This is a genomic window from Pseudarthrobacter phenanthrenivorans (assembly GCF_000813845.1).
Classification (GTDB): Bacteria; Actinomycetota; Actinomycetes; order Actinomycetales; family Micrococcaceae; genus Arthrobacter; species Arthrobacter phenanthrenivorans_B.
Genome location: NZ_JWTB01000040.1, coordinates 1 through 20983, shown reverse-complemented (window position 1 = coordinate 20983; position 20983 = coordinate 1). Strand labels below are relative to the sequence as shown.

Annotated in this window: 21 protein-coding genes; 9 read left to right on the top strand and 12 right to left on the bottom strand. The window is 67.3% G+C overall.

The window, feature by feature from the left end:
* Positions 1-217 precede the first annotated feature (217 nt).
* Positions 218-499, top strand: coding sequence for a hypothetical protein (locus tag RM50_RS18155; protein ID WP_043455603.1), 282 nt, complete (start codon positions 218-220; stop codon positions 497-499).
* A 198-nt stretch (positions 500-697) separates the two neighbouring features.
* Here RM50_RS18155 and RM50_RS18150 read toward each other — a convergent pair whose 3' ends face one another.
* Both RM50_RS18150 and RM50_RS18145 read right to left on the bottom strand, forming a co-directional pair.
* On the bottom strand, positions 698-1270 hold the full coding sequence (locus tag RM50_RS18150; RefSeq protein WP_043455601.1) for a GNAT family N-acetyltransferase: 573 nt from the start codon (positions 1268-1270) through the stop codon (positions 698-700).
* A 9-nt stretch (positions 1271-1279) separates the two neighbouring features.
* Positions 1280-1684: a hypothetical protein gene (locus RM50_RS18145; RefSeq protein WP_043455598.1), complete on the bottom strand. Its 405-nt coding sequence runs from the start codon at positions 1682-1684 to the stop codon at positions 1280-1282.
* Between the two features lie 109 nt (positions 1685-1793).
* Here RM50_RS18145 and RM50_RS18140 point away from each other — a divergent pair, with 109 nt between their 5' ends.
* Positions 1794-3191, top strand: coding sequence for an MFS transporter (locus RM50_RS18140; protein ID WP_043455596.1), 1398 nt, complete (start codon positions 1794-1796; stop codon positions 3189-3191).
* 57 nt (positions 3192-3248) lie between these two features.
* Here the strand turns inward: RM50_RS18140 and bcp are convergent, their stop codons facing one another.
* The 7 genes from bcp to RM50_RS18105 all read right to left on the bottom strand — a co-directional run bounded on the left by bcp (position 3249) and on the right by RM50_RS18105 (position 10637).
* Complete coding sequence (bcp, locus tag RM50_RS18135) at positions 3249-3728, bottom strand: thioredoxin-dependent thiol peroxidase (RefSeq protein WP_043455593.1); 480 nt, start codon at positions 3726-3728, stop codon at positions 3249-3251.
* Between the two features lie 81 nt (positions 3729-3809).
* A complete protein-coding gene (locus RM50_RS18130; protein ID WP_043455591.1) occupies positions 3810-4460 on the bottom strand; it encodes a winged helix-turn-helix domain-containing protein in 651 nt (216 codons plus the stop codon).
* Positions 4461-4469: 9 nt separating this feature from the next.
* Positions 4470-5813 carry an allantoinase AllB gene (gene allB, locus RM50_RS18125; protein WP_043455588.1) on the bottom strand — a complete coding sequence of 448 codons (1344 nt, stop codon included), beginning with the start codon at positions 5811-5813 and terminating at the stop codon, positions 4470-4472.
* Positions 5806-6996 carry a glycerate kinase gene (locus RM50_RS18120; protein WP_043455585.1) on the bottom strand — a complete coding sequence of 397 codons (1191 nt, stop codon included), beginning with the start codon at positions 6994-6996 and terminating at the stop codon, positions 5806-5808. The genes allB and RM50_RS18120 overlap by 8 nt, the downstream gene beginning before the upstream one ends.
* A 3-nt stretch (positions 6997-6999) precedes the next feature.
* A complete protein-coding gene (gene gcl, locus RM50_RS18115; RefSeq protein ID WP_043455582.1) occupies positions 7000-8790 on the bottom strand; it encodes a glyoxylate carboligase in 1791 nt (596 codons plus the stop codon).
* 117 nt (positions 8791-8907) lie between these two features.
* On the bottom strand, positions 8908-9948 hold the full coding sequence (locus RM50_RS18110; protein WP_276202743.1) for a 2-hydroxy-3-oxopropionate reductase: 1041 nt from the start codon (positions 9946-9948) through the stop codon (positions 8908-8910).
* Positions 9837-10637, bottom strand: coding sequence for a hydroxypyruvate isomerase family protein (locus RM50_RS18105; RefSeq protein WP_043455577.1), 801 nt, complete (start codon positions 10635-10637; stop codon positions 9837-9839). The genes RM50_RS18110 and RM50_RS18105 overlap by 112 nt, the downstream gene beginning before the upstream one ends.
* Before the next feature lie 191 nt (positions 10638-10828).
* Between RM50_RS18105 and RM50_RS20985 the strand changes: the two genes are divergently transcribed.
* The gene (locus tag RM50_RS20985) at positions 10829-11713 is read left to right on the top strand and encodes a hypothetical protein (RefSeq protein ID WP_043455658.1); all 885 of its coding nucleotides are present in this window, start codon (positions 10829-10831) and stop codon (positions 11711-11713) included.
* Between the two features lie 93 nt (positions 11714-11806).
* On the opposite strand, the gene RM50_RS18095 is transcribed toward RM50_RS20985, so the two are convergent.
* The gene (locus tag RM50_RS18095) at positions 11807-13060 is read right to left on the bottom strand and encodes an MFS transporter (protein WP_240472006.1); all 1254 of its coding nucleotides are present in this window, start codon (positions 13058-13060) and stop codon (positions 11807-11809) included.
* A 103-nt stretch (positions 13061-13163) separates the two neighbouring features.
* A complete protein-coding gene (locus RM50_RS18090) occupies positions 13164-14417 on the bottom strand; it encodes a M20 metallopeptidase family protein (protein ID WP_043455572.1) in 1254 nt (417 codons plus the stop codon).
* Positions 14418-14531: 114 nt separating this feature from the next.
* Between RM50_RS18090 and RM50_RS18085 the strand changes: the two genes are divergently transcribed.
* From RM50_RS18085 to RM50_RS18060, 6 genes are all read left to right on the top strand, one after another.
* Positions 14532-15569, top strand: coding sequence for an Lrp/AsnC family transcriptional regulator (locus tag RM50_RS18085; RefSeq protein ID WP_052260346.1), 1038 nt, complete (start codon positions 14532-14534; stop codon positions 15567-15569).
* 160 nt (positions 15570-15729) lie between these two features.
* The gene (locus RM50_RS18080; RefSeq protein WP_052260344.1) at positions 15730-17151 is read left to right on the top strand and encodes a cation:dicarboxylate symporter family transporter; all 1422 of its coding nucleotides are present in this window, start codon (positions 15730-15732) and stop codon (positions 17149-17151) included.
* 57 nt (positions 17152-17208) lie between these two features.
* Entirely contained in the window at positions 17209-17508 is a 300-nt protein-coding gene (locus RM50_RS18075) for a putative quinol monooxygenase (RefSeq protein WP_043455569.1), read from the top strand.
* A gap of 92 nt (positions 17509-17600) precedes the next feature.
* Entirely contained in the window at positions 17601-18479 is an 879-nt protein-coding gene (locus tag RM50_RS18070; protein WP_043455567.1) for a Rieske 2Fe-2S domain-containing protein, read from the top strand.
* Between the two features lie 80 nt (positions 18480-18559).
* The gene (locus tag RM50_RS18065) at positions 18560-19195 is read left to right on the top strand and encodes a GyrI-like domain-containing protein (RefSeq protein WP_043455565.1); all 636 of its coding nucleotides are present in this window, start codon (positions 18560-18562) and stop codon (positions 19193-19195) included.
* 4 nt (positions 19196-19199) lie between these two features.
* Positions 19200-20033 (top strand): MBL fold metallo-hydrolase, encoded by an 834-nt coding sequence (locus tag RM50_RS18060; RefSeq protein WP_043455564.1) that lies wholly within the window; start codon positions 19200-19202, stop codon positions 20031-20033.
* A gap of 55 nt (positions 20034-20088) precedes the next feature.
* Here RM50_RS18060 and RM50_RS18055 read toward each other — a convergent pair.
* Positions 20089-20983, bottom strand: an 895-nt coding sequence (locus RM50_RS18055; RefSeq protein WP_156133913.1) for an HNH endonuclease signature motif containing protein, incomplete at its 5' end; no start/stop codon positions are given.

Here is a 20983-nt window from a genome sequence, read left to right as displayed (position 1 = left end):
AGTTTTCGGTGACGTCGCTGACAGGACTGTCGCCTCCCCATTCCGGAGTGCGGACGGCCACTCCACGCGGCAGATCTTGCGGAAATCTTGGCGTGCACTTGCCGGGACGTTGAGGAACGCGGACCACACTCGAAGCAACGCAGGAGCGTGCAGGCGGAAAGGCCCGACGACGGGCCGGCCCGCGCGCTGCAAGGTTTGCGGAAAGCGGGGAAGCAACATGGAACAGGTCACGAAGAGGGGAGCGGACAAGGCCAGGGCGCTGCTTCGCCTCTACTTCCACTCACGAAAGGTGCGTGCCGCCGCCAGGGAGCTGGAACAGGCACTGGCGGAATCCCGGGAGGTGTCCAGCTGGCCGGGCGACCGGCTCCAGGTGGGCGCCGACATGTCACGCCACGTGGAAAAGCTGACCCACCGGCTGAAACTCGAAACCGAGGCCCACCACCGGCTGGCAGCCCTCTTCAGGGCTGCGGGCGGAAGGCGTTCCGTACCGGCCCTTTAAGTGCCACACTTAGCAGCAATCGATTGGCTGGGGATAGTCAGGAGATTGCGGTGGGCTTGTTGGCAGGATGGGCATACCTTTTGGCCGGACTGATGACCATGGACGCGCTGCTGTTGGCGCTGTGGGCCATGGAAGTCGACTGGGGCAAGTACTGGCGCCGGAAGTAGCCCGCTGCGCTGGCAGGCACTGGTTCCGGTCCTACCGCAGCTGCAGGCGCATCAGCACCCGGGGAAAGCCGTTGAGCACCGACGTTGTGTCTGCCGCCTTGGCGAAACCCGCGTCTTCGAAGAGCTTGCGGGTTCCCACATAAGCCATGGTGAGATCCACCTTGCTGCCGCCGTTGTCCACCGGATAGCCCTCGACGGCGGGCGCCCCACAGGAGCGGGCCATGTCGACAGCACCGGCCAGGAGATGATGCGCAATCCCGGTGCCGCGGTGGCCCGGGCGGACCCGGAAGCACCACACCGACCACACGTCCTGGGTGTCCACGTGCGGGATCCTGCGGTTACGGGCGAAGCTCGTGTCCGCGCGCGGGTGGACCGCTGCCCACCCAACCGGTTCACCGCCGTCGTACGCCAACACGCCGGGCGGGGGATCCTCGCCCACCAGCTGCCGGGCCAATTCCCCGCGTTCGAGGCCCCGCAACGCCACGTTCTGCTTGGCCGGGATCCGGTAGCTCAGGCACCAGCAGACGGTGGCATCCGGGCGCCGGGGCCCGACCAGTGCCTTCACGTCGGCGAAGACCGTTGCCGGCCGCACCTCAATCACCATGGCGTGTTCCTAGTTTTCGGGGATCCGGCCGATGCTCCATGCCGCGATCCTGCGGGCATCAACGCGGGTGGCCTGCAGCGGCACCCTGATGTCCCCTGACAGCAGCACGGGAGCCAGGAAATGGATGTACCGGCCATCCCCCGCAGTCGGTGCACGGTCCCGGTCAGCCGCGTCCCCGGGTGCCCCGGATTCCAGGACCCCGGCGATGGCCCAGCTGCCGATCCGGACCTGGTCGTTCTGCCGCTGCGTCCACGCCTGTTCGGACACCACCGATCCGGAAACCACCGTCCCGTCAATCACCACCGTGAGTTCCATGGTTGCGTCGGGGCCGGTCCCGAAGACGGAGGACAGCAGCAGCGCCAGGCGCGGATCCGTCCCGTCGTCCGGATCTTCCCTCTCCACGTCCTTGGCCATGTCCGTCCCTTCCTGTCCCGTGACACGCCGGATTCCTGTGACACGCCGGATTCCTGTCAGCCCAGTTTCCCCCTGTTCGCCCCGGGTGCCCAGAACTACACTGAAAACCATGACCGGGCAGGAAGCGGGCAAGGCCGCTGCGGCTCCCGATGCTGTCGGCACCTCCCTTCGCGGCCCGGCAGAACGTTCCCGGACCTTCACCGGGATCCTGGTCAACACCGCACTGGCCAACATCACCACCAGTTACCTCTGGTTTGCGCTGACGTTCTGGCTGTACCTGGAAACCCGCAACGTGATCGCCACCGGCGTGGTGGGCGGCGCGTACATGCTGTTGATCGCCCTCTCCAGCATCAGCTTCGGCACGTTTGTGGACCGCTGCCGGAAGCTGGCGGTGATGCGCTTCGCGGCCGGCTTTACCCTGGTGATGTTCACACTGGCCGGCGTGATGTTCCTCCTCACCCCCGAAGAGGCCCTGCTAAACCTGGCGCGGCCCTGGTTCTGGATTTTCACCCTGGTCATCCTGGTCGGCGCCGTGGTGGAAAACCTGCGGAACATTGCGCTGTCCACCACGGTGACCATCCTCATCGAGCCGGAGCGCCGGGCAAATGCGAACGGGCTGGTGGGAATGGTGCAGGGGCTGATGTTCATCGTCACGTCCCTGCTGTCCGGACTGTCCGTCGGGTTGCTGGGCATGGGCTGGACCATCGCCGTCGCCCTGCTGCTCACGGCGCTCGCGGCAGCGCACCTGCTGACCCTCCGGATGCCCGAGGAGGTGCGGGTTGCGGCAAGCGATGCCAGCGGCGGTTTTGACCTTCGCGGTTCCCTGGCCGCGGTGCTCGCCATTTCGGGGCTGTTCGCCCTGATTGTCTTTTCCACGTTCAACAACTTCATCGGCGGGGTCTATATGGCCCTGATGGATCCGTACGGGCTGGAAATGTTCTCCGTGGAGATGTGGGGCGCCGTCTTTGCCATCGGATCCACCGGCTTCATCATCGGAGGTGCCCTGATCGGAAAATTCGGGCTCGGCGCCAACCCGTTGCGCACCCTGCTGGCCACCGTGGCGGCCATGGGCGTGCTCGGCGCGGTGTTCACGCTGCGCGAGTGGGCGTGGCTCTACATCCTGGGGATCTGGCTGTACCTGCTGCTGGTCCCCTTCGCCGAGGCGGCGGAGCAGACAGTCATCCAGCGGGTGGTGCCGCTGGAGCGGCAAGGCCGGGTTTTTGGCTTCGCCATGGCGTTTGAGTCCGCGGCGGCACCCGTCACGGCGTTCCTTATCGCCCCGGCCGCGCAATTCTGGATCATTCCTTACGCACGGTCCGCGGACGGGGCCGCTTTCCTCGCGCCGCTGCTGGGCGAAGGCACCTCCCGCGGCATTGCGCTGGTGTTCCTCGTTGCCGGAATCGCGATGATTGCCGCAGCGCTGCTGGCGTTCCTCACGCCGGTCTACCGCAGGGTCTCGGCCTCCTATGCACAGGCGGCTGCGGAGGAGGAGGCGCCGGCCGGTTAAAGGCCAGGACGCCCCCGCAAAGGATGCGGAGGCGTCCAGTCATGGAGCAGTGGGGAATCAGAGTCCCAGGGCTTCCTTCAGCTGCGCAACGTGGCCGTCTGCCTGCACCTGGTACTGGGCCAGGGCGACGTTCCCTTCGGGGTCCACCACCACGGTGGAGCGGACGATGCCTTCGTGGATTTCGCCGTTGACCAGTTTCTCGCCCCAGGCGCCGTAGGCCAGGGCAACCGCGTGGTCGGGGTCGGAGAGCAGGGGGAAGGTCAGGGAGAAGTCGCCGCTGAATCCGGCCAGGGCTTCCTGGGCGTCGGGGGAGACGCCGACAACTTCGTAGCCTTTGCCCTGCAGGGAGGCCAGGCTGTCGCGGAAGTCGCAGGCCTCGGTGGTGCAGCCGGGGGTGGCGGCCTTCGGGTAGAAGTACACGATGACGTTCTTGCCGCGGTAGTCGGCCAAGGAGGTCTCCCGGCCCTGGGCGTCCCGGAGGGTGAATTCAGGAGCCGGGGTGCCGGGCTGAAGCTTGGTGGTCAGGGTGGGGCTCATGGCGTTCCTTTGTAAGACTCGGTCAGTGATGGCCAAACATCAAGTGAAGCGGGTTGGCGCTTAGTGATACAAACCAGCGCGTCATATGCAGTATTCCGCGGGTCCCCGGACAGCGGCGTGCGGACCCGGAACAAACTGGTAGCCGCCGCCGCGGACAGTGGCCACGGCATGGCGCGCATTGCCCAGTTTTTTGCGGATCCTGCCCACGTACACATCGATGGAGCGGGCCGTGGCGCCGGGGAAATCGAGGGACTCCAGGAACTCCTGCAGTTCCTCGCGGCCCACCGTCCGTGACAGGTGGGTCACCAGGTAGCGCAGCACTTTGTATTCGACGCCGGTCAGGGCCACGGGCCTGCCGTCCAGCAGGACGGTGTCGGCGGCGAGGTCCACGGCGACCCGGCTGACGGGGCCGGCCGACGGCGGCAGGCGGGTGCCGCCGTCGTACTTCGCCCGTGCCGGGCCGGGTGCCTCCGCCGCGGAAGGGGACGGAGAGGAGTCAGCTGCGGCTCCTTCCGCGGCGGACGTGGGGGCTCCGGCGGCAGGCCAGTGGACTTCCGCCTCCGGAGCAGTTTCGAGGGCCCTGGCAAGGACCATGTGGGCGGCGTGGCGCAGGAGCTCGGGGCTGGTTCCGTCCGCCGGGACCACCCACACGGCCAGGCCGCGGGCGGCGGCTTTGCGGGAAACAAATCCCGGCCGGGCCCCCGCCCCCGGATAGTGCGCTTCCACTGCCATGGCGTCTCCCTAGACGCCGCCGCGGCGGATCAGCCTGCCCGTGGGGGTCTGGCCGTCCACTGCGGCGCCGCGGAGGTAGGTCCTGCGCACCACGCCGGACAGGGCCTTGCCGTCGTAGGGCGTGATGGGGTTCTTGTGCTTGAGCTTGGACACGTCCACCACGAACGCCTCGTCAGGGGCGAAGACAGCGAAGTCGGCGTCGTAGCCCAGCGCCAGCTGGCCCTTGTTGGTCAGGCGCGCCAGGTTGGCGGGCTTCTCCGCCATCCAGGACACCACCTGTTCCAGCGGGATGCCCCGGTGCCGTGCCTCGGTCCAGATCAGGGACAGGCCCAGCTGCAGGGATGAGACGCCGCCCCAGGCCACGGCGAAGTCGCCGTTTTCCAGGTCCTTGAGGTCCAGGGTGGAGGGGGAGTGGTCCGAGACGATGCAGTCGATGGTGCCGTCCATCAGGCCCTGCCAGAGCAGTTCACGGTTGGACGCTTCCCGGATGGGCGGGCAGCACTTGTAGGCGGTGGCGCCGTCCGGGATTTCCTCCGCCATCAGCGTCAGGTAGTGGGGGCACGTCTCCACGGTGAGCTTGACGCCGTCGCGCTTGGCGCTGGCGATCATGGGCAGCGCGTCCGACGACGACAGGTGCAGGATGTGCGCCCGGGCCCCGGTCCAGCGGGCCCGTTCGATGACCTCGGCGATGGCCTTGTTCTCGGCGCCGCGCGGGCGGGAGGCCAGGAAGGTGGAGTAGTGGTCGCCGCCGGGGTGCGGGGCACGGTCGATGGCGTGCGAGTCCTCGGCGTGGACGATCATGAGCGAGTCGAAGGACTTCAGCTCCGCCATGTCCTCTTCCATCTCGTCCGCGTCCAGGTGCGGGAACTCGTCCACGCCGGAGTGCAGGAGGAAGCACTTGAAGCCGAAGACGCCCTCGTCGTGCAGGGGGCGAAGGTCCGCCTTGTTGCCGGGGATGGCGCCGCCCCAGAATCCGACGTCGATGAATGCCTGGTCCTCGGCCACCTCGCGCTTGAGCTTGAGGTTTTCCACGGTGGTGGTGGGCGGGACGGAGTTCAGCGGCATGTCGATAATGGTGGTCACGCCGCCGGCTGCGGCGGCGCGGGTGGCGGAGGCAAAGCCTTCCCACTCGGTGCGGCCGGGCTCGTTGACGTGGACGTGGGTGTCCACCAGGCCGGGCAGCAGGGTTTCGTCGTCGGCGAGCTCGATCACTTCGGCGCCGGCCAGGCCGTTGCCCAGCGGCTCGATTGCCACGATCTTGCCGTTGCGCACGCCGACTTCACGCGGGGCGATGCCGGCGGTGGTCAGGATGCGCCGGCCCCGGATGACGAGGTCAAAACGTTCTTCAGACACGGAGGTCCTCCTTGGTATCGGCGGTGACGGGCCTGTTGGCCGCCAGCCCCGCACTGATCTGGGTGCCCAGCTGCTCCAGCAGCTGCCCTGCCTCTGCTATGCACCTGTCTACATCGGTTTCGAGCGCCGTCAAAGCGTGGATTTCCGCGAACCCGGCGGCAGCGGCCTGCGCGTGGTCCAGGGTGGTCCGGCCGCAGACGGCGACGGCGGGAACCCCCTGGGCGGCGGCGGCACGGGCAACGCCCATGGGCGTCTTGCCCAGCAGGCTTTGCTCGTCCAGGCTGCCTTCGCCCGTGATCACCAGGTCGGCGCCGGCCAGCCGGTCCGCCAGCCCGGTGAATTCCAGGACGACGTCGATGCCCGGCCGCCGCGTCGCGGCCAGGACGGCGATGGCGGCGTAGCCCACGCCGCCGGCTGCTCCGGCTCCGGGAGCCTCGGCGGCCTTCACCGCGCGGAATCCGATTTCCCTGGCCAGGACTTCGACAAACCTGGCCAGGGCGGCGTCGAGCATGCCGACGTCTTGTGGTGTGGCACCTTTTTGCGGGCCGAAAACCGCTGCGGCGCCCTGGGCGCCCAGCAGCGGGTTGTCGACGTCGGATGCCAGCACAAACCGTGTGTCCACCAGGCGGGGTTCGAAATCGGTGAAGTCGATACTGTGCAGGTTGGCCAGTGCCGCCCCGCCCGGGGGAAGTTCGTTGTTCCTGTTGTCCAGGAACCGGGCGCCGAGCCCCTGCAGGACCCCGGCGCCGCCGTCGGTGTTGGCGCTGCCGCCGACGCCCAGGACAATCCGCCGGCAGCCTGCATCCAGGGCGGCGCGGATCAGCTGGCCTGTGCCCAGGCTGGTGGCCGTGGCGGCGGCCGCCGAATCCGGGCGTCCCTTGCCAGTCCGGGGCATCAGGGCGAGCCCGGAAGCGGTGGCCATTTCGATCACGGCCTCGTGCCCGCGGACCGCGAAGTCGGCCTCCACCGGCTGCCCGGCGGGACCGGTGACCGTTGCCGTCCGGCGGGTGAAGCCGGAGCCGACGGCGGCGTCGAGGGTGCCCTCGCCGCCGTCGGCCACCGGAATCCGGACTACGTCAAGGTTGCCGCCCGCCCCGCGCTGCAGGCCCTTTTCCAGGTGGCTGCACACCTCCGGGGCGGACAGCGAACCCTTGAATTTGTCCGGGGCAATGACCACGCGCATGGGTTACGCCTGCAGTGCCAGGATGGCGGTGGGGGCGTCCGCGGCGGTTTCGGCCAGTTCCTCGAACTCGTTCACGGCGTTGATCTCCACGCCCATGGAGATGTTGGTGACCTTTTCCAGGATCACTTCCACCACCACGGGTACCCGGAACTCGCCCACCAGGGCCTTGGCCTTGTCGAACGCGGCAGCCAGGTCGCTGGGGTCCTCCACACGGACGGCCTTGCAGCCCAGGCCTTCGGCCACCTTCAGGTGGTCCACGCCGTAGCCGCGGGTGTCCTCGGACAGGTGTGCGCTGTTGATGTTCTCGAACGCCAGGGACACATTCTGTTCCATGTTGAAGCCGCGCTGCGACTGCCGGATCAGGCCCAGGTAGGAGTTGTTCACCACCACGTGGATGTAGGGGAGGTTGAACTGCGCGCCCACGGCCAGTTCCTCGATCATGAACTGGAAGTCGTAGTCGCCGGAGAGGGCCACCACGGTCTGGTCCGGGTTGGAACGGGCGACGCCGAGGGCGGCCGGGGCGGTCCAGCCCAGCGGGCCTGCCTGGCCGGCGTTGATCCACTTGCGCGGACCGAAGACGTGCAGCATCTGGGCGCCGGCGATCTGGGACAGGCCGATGGTGGACACATAGGTGGTGTCGCGGCCGAAGGACTTGTTCATCTCCTCGTACACGCGCTGCGGCTTGATGGGGATGTTCTCGAAGTGCGTCTTGCGGTGCAGGGAGGCCTTGCGGTCCTGGCATTCGGCAACCCAGGCGCTGTAGTCCGGCAGGGAACCTGCCGCAGCCCGTTCCTTGGCGAGCTCAACCAGCCCTGCCAGCGCCGCGCCTGCGTCGGACGCGATGCCCAGGTCCGGCGAGAACACCCGGCCGATCTGCGTGGGCTCGATGTCGATGTGCACGAACTTCCGGCCGGCGGTGTAGGTTTCCAGGCCGCCGGTGTGGCGGTTGGCCCAGCGGTTGCCGATGCCGATCACGAAGTCGCTCTGCAGGTAGTTCTCGTTGCCGTAGCGGTGCGAGGTCTGCAGGCCCACCATGCCGGCCATCAGCTGGTGGTCGTCCGGGATGGTGCCCCAGCCCATCAAGGTGGGGATGACCGGAACGTTGAGGGTCTCGGCCAGTTCCACCAGCAGCGCGGAGGCGCCGGCGTTGATGATGCCGCCGCCGGCCACGATCAGCGGGTGCTTGGCGGCGAGCAGCATGTCCAGGGCTTTTTCCAGCTGCTTGCGGGAGGCCTTGGGCTTCTCAACGGGGAGGGGCTCGTAGGTGTCGATGTCGAATTCGATTTCCGCCATCTGCACGTCGATGGGCAGGTCCAGCAGCACCGGGCCGGGGCGGCCGGAGCGCATCAGCTGGAAGGCCTTCTGGAAGGCGCCGGGAACCTGGCCGGGCTCCAGGATGGTCATGGCCATCTTGGTGACCGGCTTGGCGATGGACTCGATGTCCACAGCCTGGAAGTCTTCCTTGTGCAGCTTGGCTACCGGGGCCTGGCCGGTGATGCAGAGCATCGGGATCGAATCGGCCCAGGCGGCGTAGAGGCCGGTGACCATGTCGGTGCCGGCGGGGCCGGAGGTGCCGATGCAGATGCCGATGTTGCCGTCCTTGGCGCGGCTGAAGCCGTCGGCCATGTGGCTGGCGCCTTCAACGTGGCGGGCCAGCGTGTGCCGGATGCCGCCGTGGGCGCGCATTGCGGAATAGAAAGGGTTGATGGCGGCGCCTGGCAGGCCGAACGCCTCGATGGCGCCTTCCTTTTCCAGGATGGCCACCGCTGCATCAACGGTACGCATCTTGCTCATGGGGTGCTCCTTGAAAGCTTGAAAGTCTGTTTTTGGGTGTGCTGGAGGGACCGCCGTCGTTTCGTGTACGACGGCGGGTTCCCTGCTTGTGTTGCCTGGTGCCCTTCGGGGCCTTGGTTATTTCCTGCCGCTGAGCTGGAGGACCTGCTTGAAGAGTCCGGAGTGGTCCAGTGCGCCGTCGCCCTGGTTGACGGTGGCGGCGACGAGCTGGGCGACGACGGCGCCGAGCGGGATGGCCACGTTGGCCTCGCGGGCGGCGGAGGTGACGATGCCAAGGTCCTTGTGGTGCAGGGCCAGGCGGAAGCCGGGGTCGAAGTTGCGGTCCAGCATCTTCTGGCCCTTCTGGTCCAGGACCTTGGAGCCGGCCAGGCCGCCGCCGAGGACCTTGAGGGCGGCGTCGGTGTCCACGCCGTAGGCCTCGAGGAAGGCGATGGCTTCGCCGAGGACCTCGATGTTGACGGCGACAATGAGCTGGTTGGCTGCCTTGACGGTCTGACCGGAGCCGGAGGGGCCGACGTGGACGATGGTCTTGCCGACGGCGTTCAGGACGTCCTGGGCGTCATCGAAGTCGGCTTTGTCGCCGCCGACCATGATGGAGAGGACGGCGTCGATGGCGCCCTGTTCGCCGCCGGAGACCGGTGCGTCGAGGGGGCGGATGCCGGCCTCCTTGGCGTCTGCCGCGAGGCGGACTGCCACGTCCGGGCGGATGCTGGAAGCGTCGATCCACAGGGCACCATGCTTGGCGTTGGCGAACACGCCGTCCTTGCCGCTCACCACACCCTCGACGTCGGGGGAGTCCGGCACCATGGTGATGACGACGTCGGCGTCCTTGACCGCGTCAGCGATGCTCGAGGCGCCCTTGCCGCCCTCGGAGACCAGCTTGTCGATCTTGTCCTGGCTGCGGTTGAAACCCGTGACGGTGTGGCCGGCCTTCACCAGGTTGATGGCCATGGGCAGGCCCATGATTCCGAGGCCGATGACTGCAACGTTGCTCATGTTGGTTCTCTTTCTGAAAGTCTGTTGGTGGTGCCGGTGTGCTGCTGGAGTCAGCCTGCGACGCGCTCGCGGATGGCCCAGCTGAAGGCCGTCTCCTGCGGTTCCTTGTACTCGAGGCCGATGTAGCCCCCGTACCCGAGTTCGCGGCTGCGGGCGATCCATTCGCCGAGGGGCAGGGTTCCGGTGCCGGGGGCGCCGCGGCCGGGGTTGTCGGCGATCTGGATGTGGCCGAAGTCCTTGGCGTGGTTCTCGATCACGGCCGGGACGTCGTCGCCATTGACTGCCAGGTGGTAGAAGTCGGCGAGGAGCTTGATGTTGGCGGCGCCGGTTTCGTCCTTAACGCGGGCGATGACCTTGAGTGCGTCGTTGGCGGTGAGGAGCGGGTACCTGGGCGCGCCGCTGACCGGTTCGAGGAGGACGGTGCCGCCGATCCGGGCGACGCCTTCAGCTGCCGCGGCCAGGTTCTTGACGGCGAGCTCGTCCTGCTCTTCGGGGGTGAAGTTGTCCTGCCGGTTGCCGTAGAGGGCGTTGAAGGCCTTGCAGCCCAGGCGCTCGCCGATGCCGGCCACGACGTCGATGTTGTCCTTGAACTCGGAGCAGCGTCCCTTCCAGGAAACCAGGCCGCGGTCGCCGCCAGGCATGTTGCCGGCGTTGAAGTTCAGGCCGGTGAGCTGGACCCCGGCGTCCGTGATGGCGTTCTCGAACGTGGTGATCTCGCTGTCCGCCGGGACCGAGCTTTCGAAGGGCCACCAGAACTCGACGGCGTCGAAGCCTGCTGCCTTGGCGGCGGCGGGGCGTTCGAGCAGGGGAAGCTCCGTGAGGAGGATGGAGCAGTTCACTGTGTACGTCATCGTAGGTCCTTCCGGGGAGGGCTTTGATCTATCTTCCCTTGCTGCCGGCTTCGTCACCGGTTTCCGCTTTGTGGAATTTAGATTCTGCTTTATGAAAAGTGTAGGGAAGGTGGGGTGGGGTAGTCAAGGGGAGGCGCGGGCAGGAGACTGGTAGGGAACAACCCGCGTGGCAGGAACAGTTGGGAGTGATTGTGACCGGCAGCCGTCTGCGCCTTGTGGCCTGGCTCCTGGCCCTGGCCGGATTCCTTTCCGCCTGCACGCAGGGAACGCCAGCGGACCAGTCCGCCGGCGCTCCGCCGTCCGCGGCGGCCACCGCCATGGCCACCGCGGACGGCGGGGTCGGCCCGCAGCAGGGAGCGCCCGGCGCCGCCCCCGCCCGGCCGGAGGCTGCCATTCAGACGGAGGTGCCCGCACCGGCAGCTGTTCCGGTTCCAGCGCCCGCACCAGCCCAAACACCGGCCCCCGCTCCGGTGCCGCAGCCGTTTGCCCTCAACCTGTACCGGGAGGGTGACTTTGTTCCGCAGTACACCTTCGACTGGTGCGTGGCGGCAAGCATCCAGATGGCCCACAACCTCATCGATGACACGGGCGGCGGCACGTGGGCGGACTCGGCGCAGCAGGGCCAATTGTGGGAGATGGCCCGCGCCCGCTCCTCAGACTCCTTCAATGGGGCCAATCCGTTCGGCTGGGCCCAGGTCCTGACGGAATCCGGGATGGGGCCGTACCGGATGGTGAGCATTGCCGACTATGGCGAGGCAGTCCGGACGGCGGCGCGTGCCATCGCGGAGACGGGCAGGCCGGTGGGCCTGGTGATGTGGAGCGGGCGCCATGCCTGGGTGATGAGCGGCTTCGAATCCCTTGGCGACCCGCGGCAGTCCGCCGACTTCTCGGTAACCGGCATCCATGTCCTGGATCCCCTGTACCCGTACGGCAGCGGGCAGTGGGGGCCATCGCCGGTTCCCAACAGCCTGCTGACTCCGGAGGAACTGGCAACCCAGTTCGTGGTGCGGGAGCCGCGCCGCTGGAGCAGCAGCCTGCCTGCCGGGTATCTCCTGGTGCTGCCGGTCGCCGCCTGATTGGAAGAATATTGTTGGCGCCGGATGCAGCAGGAAACGCAAAAGGTCCCCTGCGCGCTCGATGGCGCCGGGGACCTCCTGCGGAGGGGCAAGCTAGTGCGTCAGGTCCTTGCCCTTGGTTTCGGGAATGGTGAACACGAACGCGGCACTGATGACCAGCAGCAGTACGGCGTAGATGTTGAACACCTGCGGCGCGCCCAGCGAGGATCCCAGCCACTGCTGCAGGTAAGGCGCGGTGCCGCCGAAGAGGGCCACGCAGATGGAGTAGGGCACGCCGACCCCGACGGTGCGGATGGACGTCGGGAACAGCTCGGCGTACACGGCGGGGACGATGGCGGCGCTCGCGGCGATGAACACGAGCATCACGGACATGCTGACCGCCAGCTGCCAGGCGGAGTCCTTCAGCAGCCAGGTCATGGGGAAGTGGAACGCCGCGGAGCCGATCGCACCGGCCCACAGGACCTTCTTGCGGCCGATCCGGTCCGAGAGCTTGCCCCACACCGGCAGCGCGGCGATGAAGACGATGTTGGCGATGACGCCGGCCCACAGTGCCTCGCCGCGGTCGATCTTCAGGGCAGTGGTGGCGTAGCTGGGCGCCACGACGCCCCAGATGTAGTAGATCACCGTCAAGCCAACGGTCAGGCCGATGACCTGCAGCGCCTGCTTGCGGTACCGGACGATCTGGGGCCAGATCGGGGCGCGCCGCTGGGAAGTGGCTTCGCCTTCGAAGGCTTCGGTCTCATGCAGGCGCGAGCGCATGATCAGTGCGTAGAGGCCCATCGCGGCGCCGATCAGGAACGGGATCCGCCAGCCCCACGCGTTCATGGCCTCGGTGCTGAGGGCCATGTTGAGGACCGCGCCCAGCAGGGTGCCGAACAGGATGCCTACGGTGCCGGACGTGTAGATCAGGGTGGCCCAGAAGCCGCGGTGCTCCCTGGGTGCCATCTCTGAGAGATACGTTTGCGACGACGGCAGCTCGCCGCCGTGCGCCAGGCCCTGCACCAGCCGGGCCACCAGGAGCAGCAAGGAGGCGAAGGCGCCGACGGTGGCAAAGGTGGGGGCGATGCCGATCAGCAGGCTGCCCAGTGACGCGAGGCCGACGGCCATGGTCATGGAGGCTTTCCGGCCCACCCTGTCACCGATCCAGCCGAACAGGAAGCCGCCGAAAGGCCGTGCCACGAAGCCGACGGCGAAGATCGCCAGGGTGGACAGCACCGCCGACGCCGGGTCCGCCTTGCTGAAGAGCTGGCTGGCGATGAACGGCGTGAAGGTGGCGTAGATTGCCCAGTCGTACCATTCAACGGCGTTACCGATGCCGGTGCCGACAATGGTTTTCGCGGTGGACATGCGTCCAGTGTGGGGCTTGCTAACTGCAACGGGCATGGTCTTCTTCCTGCTGGGTGGGTGGAGGGGGTGGCAGCGGCGCTGCTGCCGGTGACGGAAGGGGGGCTTAGGCGGCCCGGGACAGCGCGGCCAGGCGCGATATGGCGAGTTCCGCGTAGAGGGCTGCCCCGTCAGCCAGCACGCCGTCGTCGAACGTTGCGTACGGTGAGTGGTTGAACGGCGAGGTGGCGGGATCGCCGCCGGGGGCCACGGCACTGAGTCCCACGAAGGTCCCGGGCACCTCGGCGAGCACCCTGGAGAAGTCCTCGGACCCGCTCAGCGGAGTGGCCCAGCGCGAGAGGCGGCGCTCGCCGAAGAGTTCGGTGATGACCTTTTCGGCGGTGTGGGTTTCGTCCTCGCTGGTGATGGTGAGGGGGTACTCCTGGAGGTAGTCGACGGCGACCTCCACCCCGTGTGCGGCCGCGATGCCCTTGAGCAGGCGTGGAACGGCGTCCATCATCTTCAGGCGCGACGCCTCGGAGAACGTCCGGATGGTGGCCTCGATGCGGGCCGTTTCGGGGATGACGTTCCGCTTGGTGCCGGCATGGAGCACCCCGACGGAGAGGACAACGGGATCGAACATGTTGAACTGCCGGGTGACCATCACCTGCAGTGCGGTGACCATTTCCGCGGCCACCGTGACGGGGTCCTTTGCCGAGTGCGGGGCCGATCCATGGCCGCCGGCGCCGAGGACCGTGACTTCCAGCCCGTCCGAGGCGCTGAGCATGACGCCGGGCTTGGTGCAGAAGGTGCCGTGCGGCTCCAGGGAGGAGAAGACGTGCATGCCGTAGGCTGCCTGGACGCGGGGACCGGCGGCGTCCAGGACGCCTTCGCGGAGCATGTAGCTGGCACCGTCGAAGCCTTCCTCGCCGGGCTGGAACATGAGGACGACGTCGCCCTGGAGCAGGTGCCTCTTCCCGGCCAGCAGGGTGGCGGCGCCGGCGAGCATGGACGTGTGCAGGTCGTGGCCGCAGGCGTGCATGGCGCCGTCGGCACGGGACGTGTAATCCACGCCGGTCTTTTCCTGGACGGGGAGTCCGTCCATATCGGCGCGGAGCAGGACGGCGGGGCGTGCGGCGGAAGGCTGCGCGCTGGTGTCGCCTGCGCCGTTCCCGGCGGCGGCCCCTCCTCCGCGCAGGACCGCGGTGACCGACGTCGTGTCCTTGCCCAGCGTGATCTCGTACGGAAGTCCGTCCAGGGCCTGGAGGACCTTCTCCTGGGTGCGGGGAAGGTGGAGTCCGATTTCCGGTTGCCGGTGGAGGTCGTGGCGAAGCCGGGCCAGGTCGTCCTGCAGGTCTTTGGCGTCGTCGGTGATGGGCACGTGCTACTCCTTGTAAGTCGGCGGCGGGGCTTGTGGACTATTCTGAAGTGGCGCAGTTCACATGCTGCAAAACCGCAGGAATTATTCTGAAAAGTGGCAATTGGAGCAGGATTCATGCAGGAAGACGCCTCAGTGGAGCTCAGCGAGGAAGACCTGGCCCTGATCCAGGTCCTGCAGGCCGCTCCCCGGATTGGCTGGGCGGACGCAGCCAAGGTGCTGGGCATGCATGCCACTACGCTGGCGGCGCGGTGGGAACGCCTCACGTCAAGCGGCTCGGCATGGGCCACGGCGCACCTGGCCGGCGACCCCAAGCAGATGCTGCTGGCCTACGTGGCGGTGGACTGCGAGATGAACCGCCGGGACAGTGTGACGGCGGAGCTGGCCGCTGTCCCCGAGATCGTCACCGTGGAGGAGGCGGCCAGCAACCGTGACCTGATGCTGACGGTCATTACGCGCTCCCTGGAGGAGTTCAGCGAGAAGATCATCTCCCGGCTCAAATCCGTAGAGGGGCTGACGAAGTACCAGGTGGCCCTCTGCACCCGGCTGCACAGCAGCGGCGACGACTGGCGCCTCAACGTCCTGAGCCGTTCCCAGCTGGCACTGCTCCGGACCCTCGCCTCCCCGGCGGTTCCGGAATCCCTGCAGGCAGCCCAACTGCCGCAGAGCCACCTGGACCTGCTGCCCTTCCTCGCCCGGGACGGCCGGGCCACGGCGGCAGGCATTGCCCGTTCCCTGGGCCGGCACCCGGCCACCGTCCAGCGCCAGCTGAACCGGGTGCTGGCCAGCGGCATCCTGTCGTTCCGCTGCGAAATCGCCCAGCGGTACTCGTCCTTCCCCGTCACCTGCCAATGGTTCGTCAACGTTCCGGCCGGACAGCACGAAGCTGCAGCCGCCGAGATCCGCACCATCAGCAATGTGCGGCTCAGTGCCTCCACCACCGGGCCAACCAACTTCGTGATCATCATGTGGCTCCACACGCTGGCCGACGTCATGTCCGCCGAGCTCGCGCTGCAGCAGAAGGTGCCCGGCATCGAGATCGTGGAAAGCGCGGTGATGCTGCGGACGGTCAAGCGGGTGGGCTGGATGCTGAACGAAGACACGACGGCGAGTGGCGCCGTCGTTCACGCTGGAAGCCTGGGTGCCGCCGAATGAAGCGCCGCCGGCTGGAAGCTTAATAGTTCCGCATTATGGATTTATCTTTCCGGAAACATGCGTTTCGTACCTTTGTGGTGATCCGGCGGCGCCCATGGTGCCGCCCTGCCCACAGGGACCCGCATTCAAGCGGCATCCCTCCAAAGGAACAGGCCTGAGCATGAAGACCACCGCAACTGCGGCGCCACAGCCAGCGGCAACCCACGGACGCAGGAAGCCCGTCTACAAATCACTGTTCGTCCAGATCCTGGTCGCGGTGGTGGCAGGCATCCTGGTCGGCCATTCGTGGCCGGACCTCGGGGCAGGGCTGCGCCCGCTCGGCGACGGATTCATCCAGCTCATCAAGATGATCATTGCTCCACTGATATTCCTGGTGATCGTCACCGGCATCGCTGCAGTCAGCGACGTCAAGGCGGTTGGCCGGGTTGGTGTTAAGGCCTTGGCCTATTTCACCGTCGCCACGCTCTTTGCCTTGGTCTTTGGGCTGGTGGTGGCCAACCTGGTGCAGCCCGGGGCGGGCCTGAACATCGACCCCGCATCGCTGTCCCAGGACGCTCTCAACGCCAAGACCAGTGCGGCCCCGCCCAAGGACGCCGGCGCTTTCCTGCTGGGCATCATCCCCACCAGTGTTGTAGGGGCATTTGCCGGCAACAACCTCCTGCAGGTTCTGTGTTTCTCCGTGTTCTTTGGAGCAGCGATCGTTGTCGTCGGACGTGAAAGGTGCCTGCCGGTCATCACCTTGATGGAAACCGTGCTGGAACTGTTCTTCAGGATCATGGGCTGGGTGATGCGCTTGGCGCCGGTCGGGGCGTTCGGGGCCATGGCCTTCATCATCGGCCAGTATGGGCTTGATTCCCTCAGCACGTACGCCGTGCTGATCGCCGCCTGCTACGGGGCCGCCGTGGTGTTCATCGGGCTCCTGTTTGTCGTTGCATGGGCGTACCCCCGCGTCCCGCTGTGGCAGTTCCTGAAGTACACCAGGGAGGAGTTCCTCCTGGCCCTGGGCACTGCATCCACCGAGTCTGTCCTGCCGCGGATCATGACAAAGCTGACTAACGCCGGCTGCTCCCGCGCCACCACCGGCCTGGTGGTTCCCACTGGCTACTCGTTCAATCTCGACGGCGCCGCAATCTACCTGTCCATTTCGCTGCTCTTCCTGGCGCAGGCATTCGGCTACAGCCTGGACCTGGGCCAGCAGCTCGCCGCCCTTGGAATCCTGATGCTGACGTCCAAGGGCATGGCCGGCGTTCCGGGATCGGCCTTCCTCGCCCTGTCTGCCACGGCAGGCGCCTTGGGGATCTTCCCGGTCGCCGGTGTTGCACTGCTTCTCGGGGCCGACCGGCTGATGGACTCCATGCGGGTTGTGGTCAATCTGCTGGGGAACTGCGTTGCCACCTTTGTGGTGGCCAAATGGGAAGGCCAGTTTGATCGCCAGGCGATGCTCGACGCCTTTGCTGCGGAGGGGGCCGCCACGACTCCGGCGCCGCAGCCCGTGGCGGCCGTCGAGCCCGACGGCGGCCCGGCCCCGGGTGCGGCCGCCCTGTCCCAGCAGGGAACGGCAGTTGTTGACGCCGCGCGCTGAGCAGGCCGTACCTGGTACGTTCAGCGCTGTTGTCCGGGTGTGCTGCACACTGTCCCTATGACGTTTGCCAATGTTGGACTGCTCGGAACCAAGCCCGGCCAGCGGGACGCCCTGGTGGCCATACTCGTCCGGCCCAAGCCCGGGATGAAGGAAGCCGGTTGCCTCCTCTATGAAGTCGGGATCAACGATGACATGCCGGACACGGTGTTCGTTTCCGAACTATGGGAATCTGCCGAGGCGCACCGGGCCTCGCTGCAGCTGGAAAGCACCCGTGCGGCGATCGCCGAGGCCATGCCGCTGCTTTCCGGGGACATGGGCGGGCACCGGTTCGCGGTGGTGGGGTCACCGCTGCGCTGACGCCAGAGGCGCGGATTGCCCGCAGGCAGGGCCGGTCCTTTAAGAAGCCCTTGCCGTGCGTGGATTGCGGCGATCGGGGTAAGGGAGGACACATGAAACCCTTGCCCGCACTTGAGCTTGTAACCCGTCTCGAGGATGCCGAATGGCTTGACCCGCTGGCCAAGAGCGTCCGCAAAGCCGTTAAGAAGGTCATCAAACCTCAGTGGGCCCGCGACGTCCTGCACGGCGTACCGATTGGCCACCCCGTGCACCCCCTCGCGGTCCAGGTTCCGATCGGGGCCTGGCTTTCGGCCGGTGTCCTCGATGCCGTTCCAGGAGCCGAGAAGGCTGCGCGGCTGCTGATCGGGGTGGGTACAACCAGCGTGCTGCCGCCCGCGCTCGCGGGATTCACGGACTGGTCCCAACTCCACCCGCAGCAGCAGAGGGTGGGCCTGGTACACGCGGCGGCCAACATCACCGCCACCGGCCTTTACCTCGCGTCGCTGGTGCAGCGGGCCCGGGGCAGCCAGGGCAGCGGCAAGGTCCTGGCCTACCTGGGTCTCGCGACAGTCAGTGCCGGCGGGTTCCTGGGCGGCCACCTGTCGTACCGGCAGGCCGCAGGCGTCAATCACAGCGAGGAAATCCCACACCGCTTCCCGTCCGGCTGGCACCGTCTTGCGCCGCTGGTTGAGCTGCCGGAGGGCGGGCTGCACAAACGCGAGGTCGCCGGGATCCCCCTGCTGGTTCACCGCCAGGGCAACACCGTCAATGTGCTGTCCAATGTCTGCAGCCACCTTTCCGGCCCGCTGAACGAGGGCAAGATCAAGGACAAAGGCGGGGAGGCATGTGTCGTCTGCCCCTGGCATCGAAGCACTTTCTCCCTCCGCACCGGCGAAGTGAAGGCCGGGCCCGCTACGTCCAGGCAGCCGGTCTTCCAGACGCGCGTGACCGGGGAAGTTGTGGAAGTGTGCCTGCCAGGGGCCGACGGGTAGAGGGGCCGTTAGCCCCTACTGGGTGAGGTTGGGCAGCGGAAGACTGGGTCCGTGGAGGGGTCCAGGGGAGTGCATTCCAGGTGAGCGATCTTCGCGAGGACATTTCGGTTTTCTACCAGGGGCGGAAGGGGTCGGTGGATTTCGTCGACGTTCCGTCCTTGCTCTTTGCAGTGGTCCGCGGCCAAGGCGACCCGGAGGGGCCGGACTTCGCCGCGGCGCTCCAGGCTCTTTTTACCGTGAGCTATGCCGCGCATTTCGGGCTCAAGAAGCAGACGGGCGAGATCACCAAAGTCATGCCGCTGGAAGCCCTATGGTGGTTCGATGCACCCGGACAGCCGCAGGGCTCGGAGGGCGTGGCCGCTGGATTCAGCGGCCTTTCAGGAATCGACAGGGAGTCCTGGCAGTGGCAGGCCATGATGGTGCAGCCCGCCCCCATCGATGAAGGAGTGCTCGAGCGGGCCACGGAGCAATCCCGGGGGAAGGGACTCCCATCATTGGACCTCCTGCGGTTCGAGGGGTGGGAAGAGGGCCGGTGCGCGCAGACGCTCCACGTTGGGCCCTACGCTGACGAAGGTCCAACAATTGCCCTGCTTGACTCGGCAATTACGGCAGCAGGGCTGCAGGTCCGCGGCAGGCATCACGAGATATACCTGGGTGATCCCCGGCGGAGCGCGCCTGAAAAGCTGCGCACGTTGATTCGCCACCCCGTGGTGTGAGGGCATGACCATGCATGTCACCGAACCACGGGAAATTGCCGACGGCGTGGTGCTCATCACCACCGGCAGGGGACCCATGGCCTCAAACCTCTACCTAGTCCACTCGGGCCCCGCGTGGGTGATGGTTGACTGCGGCTGGGCCGGCAGCGCGGAACCCGTCCGGCGGGCAGCCGCGGAAGTCCTCGGGCCCGGAAAGTCACCTGACGCCATCCTGCTGACGCATATCCATCCGGACCACTCGGGCGCTGCCGGAGCCTTGGCGCGGGAGTGGAAGGTGCCCGTATACGTTCACCATGCCGAGATGCCTATGGCGGCCGGGCGCTACGTACCCGGCTTTTCGATGCCGCTGGACCGCTGGATCATCGCCCCGCTCCTGTGGTCCCTGCCGGGCCGGGCGCGCCGGAAGATTGAAGTGGCCGGGGATATCACGGACGTCGTCCATAGCCTGCCCAAATCAGGAGAGGTGCCCGGTCTTCCGGGGTGGGCGGTCATCGCCACCCCCGGCCACACTCCCGGACACGTTGCCTACTGGCGTTCCCGGGACGGTGTCCTGATCACGGGTGATGCAGTGGTCACGGTGAACCTGAATTCGGTCAGCGGAATCCTGATGGCAGCGCCCGACCTCTCCGGGCCACCCCGGTACACCACGTGGAACTGGAAGCAGTCCATGGACTCTGTATCACGGCTGGCCGAACTGGGCCCCAGGTTGATCGCGCCCGGCCATGGCCAACCACTCGCCCTTGGAGTTGTTCCACGGCTGCGCGCCCTGGCTGGGCGGGAGCGGGTGCAGCGCGTGTCGCTTCGCCGCCGCCTCGCCGGAGCGCCCCGCCCTATCTGACAAGGGCTGCCTGGGCAGGCCCGTCTGACCACAGCCGGTTATGGGGCCGCGGCAGTCATGGTGAGAGGGCGAAGGGCTTCGTGGGTGATAGGGCGTGTGTGAGGAACTCTGTCCAGAGGGGGTCGTCTGGTGGGAGGTGGTCGGGGTCGATGGGGGTGTCGTCGTCCGGTTCCCAGGGTGGGAGGTCTTCGGGGCTGACTTGTTCGCCGTGGAAGCACGCGGGCGGCGCAGCACTATTCGCCGGGAGGATGCTTGGTGGCCAGTGGGTTGGTTTGGGGGTGGGGTGTTCGGGGGTGTAGTGGCGGCCGGTGGGTGAGGTCCAGCCCGGGGGCTCGTCCGGAGTTGCCGGATCCGGGGTCCAGTGGCTGTGGTGTTTGAGCCGATGGTGCTTGGGGCAGAGCTGTGCCAGGTTGCTGACGTCTGTCGTGCCGCCGTGGTGCCAGGCGGTGAGGTGGTCGGTGTCGTTGTCCGGGGTGTGGTTGCTGCAGCCGGGGAAGGTGCATTTGCGGTCGCGGATCCTGAGCCATTGTTTGATGGTCCCGGTGAGCCGGTAGCGGGTGCGGCCGATCTCCAAAGGTGCCCCGTCGCGGGGGTCGACCAGCACCCGGTGGAACGAGTCCGCGCCGTCCGCGACGAGTTTCCGGGCCAGGGATGCGGGGATGGGGCCGTAGCCGTCCAGTTCGGCGGGTTCGTCGGTGAGGCCGAGCAGGGCGAACACCGGAACCGTGACCAGCACGTCCGCGCGCAGGGTGGGGACCTTCCCGGGTTGAGCGGTGCTTCCCTCGCCCAGGAGCAGGCTGGCGGCGATGTCGGGGCGGAGTTGGGTGAGGGTGCGGGGCTCGGTGGGGTTTTGGAGGCCGCGGGCGGTGGCGGTTGTGCGGTTCCAGATCGCTGATGCGGTGTCCCCGGGGAGGTAGAGGGAGAGCCATGCCATGCCGTCGCGGTCGGGG

Excerpts from the sequence above, each read along its gene's own strand:
- RM50_RS18155 (WP_043455603.1), top strand. The coding sequence starts at position 218 with ATGGAACAGGTCACGAAGAGGGGAGCGGACAAGGCCAGGGCGCTGCTT.
- RM50_RS18150 (WP_043455601.1), bottom strand. The coding sequence starts at position 1,270 with ATGGTGATTGAGGTGCGGCCGGCAACGGTCTTCGCCGACGTGAAGGCA.
- RM50_RS18145 (WP_043455598.1), bottom strand. The coding sequence starts at position 1,684 with ATGGCCAAGGACGTGGAGAGGGAAGATCCGGACGACGGGACGGATCCG.
- RM50_RS18140 (WP_043455596.1), top strand. The coding sequence starts at position 1,794 with ATGACCGGGCAGGAAGCGGGCAAGGCCGCTGCGGCTCCCGATGCTGTC.
- bcp (WP_043455593.1), bottom strand. The coding sequence starts at position 3,728 with ATGAGCCCCACCCTGACCACCAAGCTTCAGCCCGGCACCCCGGCTCCT.
- RM50_RS18130 (WP_043455591.1), bottom strand. The coding sequence starts at position 4,460 with ATGGCAGTGGAAGCGCACTATCCGGGGGCGGGGGCCCGGCCGGGATTT.
- RM50_RS18120 (WP_043455585.1), bottom strand. The coding sequence starts at position 6,996 with ATGCGCGTGGTCATTGCCCCGGACAAATTCAAGGGTTCGCTGTCCGCC.
- gcl (WP_043455582.1), bottom strand. The coding sequence starts at position 8,790 with ATGAGCAAGATGCGTACCGTTGATGCAGCGGTGGCCATCCTGGAAAAG.
- RM50_RS18110 (WP_276202743.1), bottom strand. The coding sequence starts at position 9,948 with ATGGATCGCCCGCAGCCGCGAACTCGGGTACGGGGGCTACATCGGCCT.
- RM50_RS18105 (WP_043455577.1), bottom strand. The coding sequence starts at position 10,637 with ATGACGTACACAGTGAACTGCTCCATCCTCCTCACGGAGCTTCCCCTG.
- RM50_RS18095 (WP_240472006.1), bottom strand. The coding sequence starts at position 13,060 with ATGTCCACCGCGAAAACCATTGTCGGCACCGGCATCGGTAACGCCGTT.
- RM50_RS18085 (WP_052260346.1), top strand. The coding sequence starts at position 14,532 with ATGCAGGAAGACGCCTCAGTGGAGCTCAGCGAGGAAGACCTGGCCCTG.
- RM50_RS18080 (WP_052260344.1), top strand. The coding sequence starts at position 15,730 with ATGAAGACCACCGCAACTGCGGCGCCACAGCCAGCGGCAACCCACGGA.
- RM50_RS18075 (WP_043455569.1), top strand. The coding sequence starts at position 17,209 with ATGACGTTTGCCAATGTTGGACTGCTCGGAACCAAGCCCGGCCAGCGG.
- RM50_RS18070 (WP_043455567.1), top strand. The coding sequence starts at position 17,601 with ATGAAACCCTTGCCCGCACTTGAGCTTGTAACCCGTCTCGAGGATGCC.
- RM50_RS18060 (WP_043455564.1), top strand. The coding sequence starts at position 19,200 with ATGACCATGCATGTCACCGAACCACGGGAAATTGCCGACGGCGTGGTG.